This is a genomic window from Psychrobacter immobilis (assembly GCF_003148585.1).
Lineage (GTDB): Bacteria > Pseudomonadota > Gammaproteobacteria > Pseudomonadales > Moraxellaceae > Psychrobacter > Psychrobacter immobilis.
Genome location: NZ_QGGM01000029.1, coordinates 1 through 5,083, shown reverse-complemented (window position 1 = coordinate 5,083; position 5,083 = coordinate 1). Strand labels below are relative to the sequence as shown.

Here is a 5,083-nt window from a genome sequence, read left to right as displayed (position 1 = left end):
TGTCGTCTTGTCATGATGATTAAGCTCATATGAGTAAATATAGAGTTACTATAGCTTATTCTAAAACAACTGTGCTAATTGATGACACGCCCTAGTTTTATTCGCTTATATCATCAACTAATGATAATCAGTTAGTCAAGATAGCGATTTAATACGTTGAGACATGTTCTTCGCTCTCAGTGCCGTCCAGCACTTCGGCGTCATCTGCTGTTGCCACCGCCACATCATCATTATTACCCACTGCCATGCCATCATCGGCGCTAGCAACTGCAATATCATCACCTTCGCCTGCTGTCGCAACACCAGTAGCTTCATCCTCCACTGCTGTTTGTGCATCAACGGCTGGAGCAGTTTCCATAGGTGCTTCTTCTTTCTTACCGCAAGCGCCCAATGTCAATGCCGCGGCAACCAAACCAACTGCCAGCAAGCTTTTACGCGTGGTGTTGTCGATAGTGTCATTTCTAATAGCCATTTTTATTCTCCATCATTATTTCATTTATTGAATTGTATTTGACGAGCAACCATTCGTACATGAATGCCTGCCCTTTAATTGCTTTTTGATGCACCGTTAAGCTCTACTATACGTATGATTAATGCTAGCTACCTTAGTAGTTACAACGCAGTTCTGTTAAAACCACGTAACCGAAAGTTTGCGTTTTTGCTTTCTCTGAAATGATGTTTGTATCATGAAGTGGCAAGGACTCAGTAATGGTAAAGTCAGTAAAATGACGCGACGACCATGCTCATAAACGCTATGTAAAGCAGGCACTGTTCACAAAATCATCTTTACTATCGCCTCAATCTCCTCTATGTTAAATAGCATAATACCTGACAGGTATCAAAATCATCTTTTTGCCACATTTTCGCCTTTTTGGGCGCTTTCATTTGCTTAAAACATTTATAACATAAGGAAAATAATTTATGAGTCAATCGAATACCACAGACGTTACTGCCTATATGCAAGCTGTTGGCAAACAGGCAAGAGCTGCTTCGCGTGTGCTGGCTGCGGCAAACACTGGTGACAAAAACTCAGCATTAATGGCGATTCATGATGTGTTAAAAGAGGCCAAATCAGATATCTTGGCCGCCAATAAAATCGATATGCATAATGGACAAAGCAACGATTTAGAGGCAGCCTTACTGGATCGCTTAGAGCTAAATGATGCCCGCTTTGACGGCATGCTCCAAGGGTTAAAAGACGTCGCCTCATTACCAGACCCTATCGGCGAAGTCACTGACATGACCTATCAGCCATCAGGGATTCATTTGGGGAAAATGCGGGTGCCGCTCGGCGTGGTCGGTATGATTTATGAGTCACGCCCTAACGTGACCTTAGAAGCGGCTTCATTGGCGCTAAAATCAGGCAACGCTATTATCTTGCGCGGCGGCTCTGAAGCGTTTGAATCCAATCAAGCAATCGCCAAATGTATCTTGGAAGGACTACAGAAAGTCGGGCTGTCTGAGCACAGTGTGCAAGTACTACAAACGACCGATCGCGCTGCTGTCGGCGAGCTGATTACCATGACTGATTATGTCGATGTCATCGTCCCACGCGGTGGCAAAGGATTGATTGAGCGTATCAGCCGCGATGCTCGCGTTCCTGTCATCAAGCATTTAGATGGCAACTGCCACACCTTTATCGATAGTGATGCGGATGCCGAAATCGCCATCAAGGTCAGCGTCAATGCAAAAACCCATCGCTACGGTACGTGTAATACCATGGAGACGCTATTGATCGACGAATCAGTCGCGGGTGAGCTATTGCCAAAGATTGCCGAAGCCATCATCGCCGCTGATGATGCGATGCAATTGCGCCTTGATGATAAGTCGCAAGCCATCTTAAATGATAATGCTAAGCTTGCTGGACATTTGTCTGCGGCCACTGCTGAGGATTGGGATACCGAATATTTAGCGCCTATCTTAGCGGTAAAAGTTTTGTCAGGTATTGACGAAGCCATTGAACATATCAACACTCATGGCAGCCATCATACCGACGTTATCATCACCGACAACTATACCAAGTCGCAACGTTTTATCCGTGAAGTCGACTCAGCGAGCGTCATGATTAACGCCTCTAGCCGTTTTGCCGATGGCTTTGAGTATGGATTGGGTGCCGAGATTGGCATCTCGACCGATAAAATCCACGCTCGTGGCCCAGTAGGACTTGAAGGTCTCACCTCACAGAAATGGATCGTTTATGGTCATGGTGAGACTCGCGCCTAACGTCTTATCGCTTAGCCTATCATCCACTCTCTGATTTAACGTATAATCCACAAAAAAACGCCAGCTCAATTGCTGGCGTTTTTTAGTAGTGTCAAATATGTTATATATGCGACATCAAAAACATGTGTATGGTAAAAGTCATGCGGCACGATAATAAAACAGGCGATAGGAAAGTGGGCTTATGCAGAGTGGTAAAATCAAGCACTGGAATTCAGATAAAGGCTATGGCTTTATCGATGTAGACAATCAAAGTGAAGACGTGTTTTTTCATGTGAGTAAAGTGCGATTATCACAGCCAATAACCGTCGGTCAAAGCGTCTATTTTAATAGTGAGCGTAATGATAAAAACCAACTACGAGCCACTGAAGTCACTTCCAACGAATTGAGTATTTTAGCCACTCCAGACTCAAATATAGCCAATCACCATTCAAATACTAACAGCCGACACAACTCTATTGATAATAACAAAAACCCGCGACACACTACTCGTGACAATCGCCATAGTCAGCGTGGCAATCAAAACAAGAGAAGCTTAGGCTCTACCCTATTTAGTTTGATTGCCCTTATTGCCGTTGCTGTTTATTTTTTTGGTGATTTGTCGTCTGGGTTTTTGACCGATAGTATTGACCCAACAGCGGTATCACAAACCTCATCCGAGACCCAGCCAGTAAAGACAAGCGGCGTCACGGGCGATGCTCAGATAGACAATACCATTGCCCTTATTCAACGAGGCGGGCCTTTTCCTTATCCTCATAAAGATGGCACGACATTTTATAATCGTGAGGGCAGATTGCCCGCGCAGTCGCAAGGCTACTACCGCGAATATACCGTGCCGACACCTGGCGTATCACATCGCGGTGCACGGCGTATCGTCACAGGTGGTCATCCGCCGACCGTATATTACTTAACCGTTGATCACTATGATAGCTTTCGCAGACTGGACGTAAAATAATATGAGTAAAGCCATCCACTATATTAATCTGGGTTTTGACCAAGATATTAACCAAAAAACTACAGCACTAAATGCTAGCATGCCCGCTCAGACTGTTAACATACCGGTAGACGAGATACTCAATAAAACCACATTATTAACAAACTTAGCCAATGCCTGTGATTTTCCCAGTTATTTTTCACATAACTGGGATAGCGCATGGGACTGTTTAACGGACAGCGAAGTGACTCACCTGATGCTGGATCTAACAGCGGTGAAAAAAATAAACACCGAAGATTTTAATGTTTTCAAAAGCATCATTGAAGATGCCTACAGAGATTTTGGCAAGCCGCAATTATGGGTTATTATGCCGTCCGTGGATGATGCCTAGTCGCCAATCACCACACAAACCTGAATTCGAGATAAAACCATATTTATCCCGAATTCAGGTTAATTTATTTTTATAGAAAGGATTAATATATGGAAATTACCCTAAACGGCTATTACACGCTGATACTAGCCACTCTAGTGCTGCTGCTTGGGCGCTTTTTGGTCAAGAAAATTAAATTCTTAGAAGATTTTAACATTCCAGAGCCTGTTGCTGGTGGTTTGGTCGCGGCAATAGTGGTCTATATTCTAAATATCATTTGGGGATATAGTTTTAACTTTCATCAAGGATTACAGACGGCTACCATGCTGATGTTTTTTGCCTCTATTGGTTTGAGTGCTGATTTTAGTAGACTCAAAGCTGGTGGTACGCCATTGTTGATTTTTACCATCGTTGTGTCCGTTTTTATCGTCTTGCAAGATGTCGTTGGTGTGGCCATGGCAAGCGCGTTGGGACTTGATCCACTACTTGGATTAGTGACAGGTTCTATCGCCCTGACTGGTGGTCACGGTACGGCAGGCGCTTGGGGTATCACCTTGGAGCAAGATTACGGTGTGGTCGGTGCAACGACACTTGGTATCGCCGTTGCCACCTATGGCTTAGTCGCTGGTGGTATCATTGGTGGTCCTGTTGCCCGTCGCCTGATTCAAAAGCTGGGGTTAAAACCAACACCCGCCAATCCCAATCCTAGTGACATCGAAAAAGTCGCTGGTGCGCAGTCGCTTTATAGCACCAAACATGATGAAGATTCGGCGAGTAGCAATAAAGAAATTTTTGAAAGACCTGATAGCATGCGTTTTATCACTGCCTCTTCTACTATTGAGACATTGGCATTGTTTGCCGCAGCGTTGGCCTTCGCCGATGTCATGACGCTTGTTGCGCAAGGCACGTGGTTTGAGCTACCTACCTTCGTTTGGGCGTTGGCAGGTGGTGTGATTATTCGTAATGTCTTAACCACAATCTTTAATTTTGATATGTTTGATCGCTCTATCGACGTATTTGGTAACGCTTCTTTGAGTCTTTTCTTAGCCATGGCGCTGCTGTCATTGAAGCTATGGCAGCTGACTGATTTGGCAGGCCCTGTGTTGATTATCTTATTGGTACAGACGGTCATTATGGTTGTTTATGTCTATTTCATAACCTTTAAGGTGATGGGTAAAGACTATGATGCAGCGGTCTTGTCAGCTGGACATTGTGGTTTCGGTATGGGTGCGACGCCAACGGCGATTGCCAATATGCAGGCGGTCACGGATCGCTATCTGCCTTCGCCTAAGGCGTTTTTGATTGTGCCAATGGTTGGTGCATTCTTTGTCGATATCGTCAACGCGACGATCTTGCAGATATTTACTAAACTGCCGTTTATGTAATTTTATAAGCAATAAAGTCAAATTAACCTGAATAAGGCTGGGCTACGCTATCGTAACCCAGCCTTTTTTATTGATTATTGGTGTAATGGACAAAATTCATGCTATTTGAGTGACTTTGATAGTAGAAAGTCTTTAATAAACCGTAACTTACGCCTCTCATTTAGCCCATGATGA

General features: G+C 44.2%; 5 protein-coding genes. 4 read left to right on the top strand and 1 reads right to left on the bottom strand.

From position 1 onward, the window contains the following. Nucleotides 1–148 precede the first annotated feature (148 nt). Nucleotides 149–472: a hypothetical protein gene (locus C8D84_RS13620; RefSeq protein ID WP_109592799.1), complete on the bottom strand. Its 324-nt coding sequence runs from the start codon at nt 470–472 to the stop codon at nt 149–151. A 449-nt stretch (nt 473–921) separates the two neighbouring features. Here C8D84_RS13620 and C8D84_RS13615 point away from each other — a divergent pair, with 449 nt between their 5' ends. From C8D84_RS13615 to gltS, 4 genes are all read left to right on the top strand, one after another. Continuing rightward, complete coding sequence (locus C8D84_RS13615) at nt 922–2,223, top strand: glutamate-5-semialdehyde dehydrogenase (protein WP_109592797.1); 1,302 nt, start codon at nt 922–924, stop codon at nt 2,221–2,223. A gap of 181 nt (nt 2,224–2,404) precedes the next feature. Then, entirely contained in the window at nt 2,405–3,175 is a 771-nt protein-coding gene (locus C8D84_RS13610) for a ribonuclease domain-containing protein (RefSeq protein ID WP_109592795.1), read from the top strand. 1 nt (nt 3,176) lies between these two features. Further along, nucleotides 3,177–3,545: a barstar family protein gene (locus C8D84_RS13605; RefSeq protein WP_045453580.1), complete on the top strand. Its 369-nt coding sequence runs from the start codon at nt 3,177–3,179 to the stop codon at nt 3,543–3,545. Nucleotides 3,546–3,634: 89 nt separating this feature from the next. After that, on the top strand, nt 3,635–4,909 hold the full coding sequence (gltS, locus tag C8D84_RS13600; protein WP_045453577.1) for a sodium/glutamate symporter: 1,275 nt from the start codon (nt 3,635–3,637) through the stop codon (nt 4,907–4,909). Nucleotides 4,910–5,083 lie beyond the last annotated feature (174 nt).

Coding starts and splice junctions, on each gene's coding strand:
- C8D84_RS13620 (WP_109592799.1), bottom strand. CDS start 472: ATGGCTATTAGAAATGACACTATCGACAACACCACGCGTAAAAGCTTG.
- C8D84_RS13615 (WP_109592797.1), top strand. CDS start 922: ATGAGTCAATCGAATACCACAGACGTTACTGCCTATATGCAAGCTGTT.
- C8D84_RS13610 (WP_109592795.1), top strand. CDS start 2,405: ATGCAGAGTGGTAAAATCAAGCACTGGAATTCAGATAAAGGCTATGGC.
- C8D84_RS13605 (WP_045453580.1), top strand. CDS start 3,177: ATGAGTAAAGCCATCCACTATATTAATCTGGGTTTTGACCAAGATATT.
- gltS (WP_045453577.1), top strand. CDS start 3,635: ATGGAAATTACCCTAAACGGCTATTACACGCTGATACTAGCCACTCTA.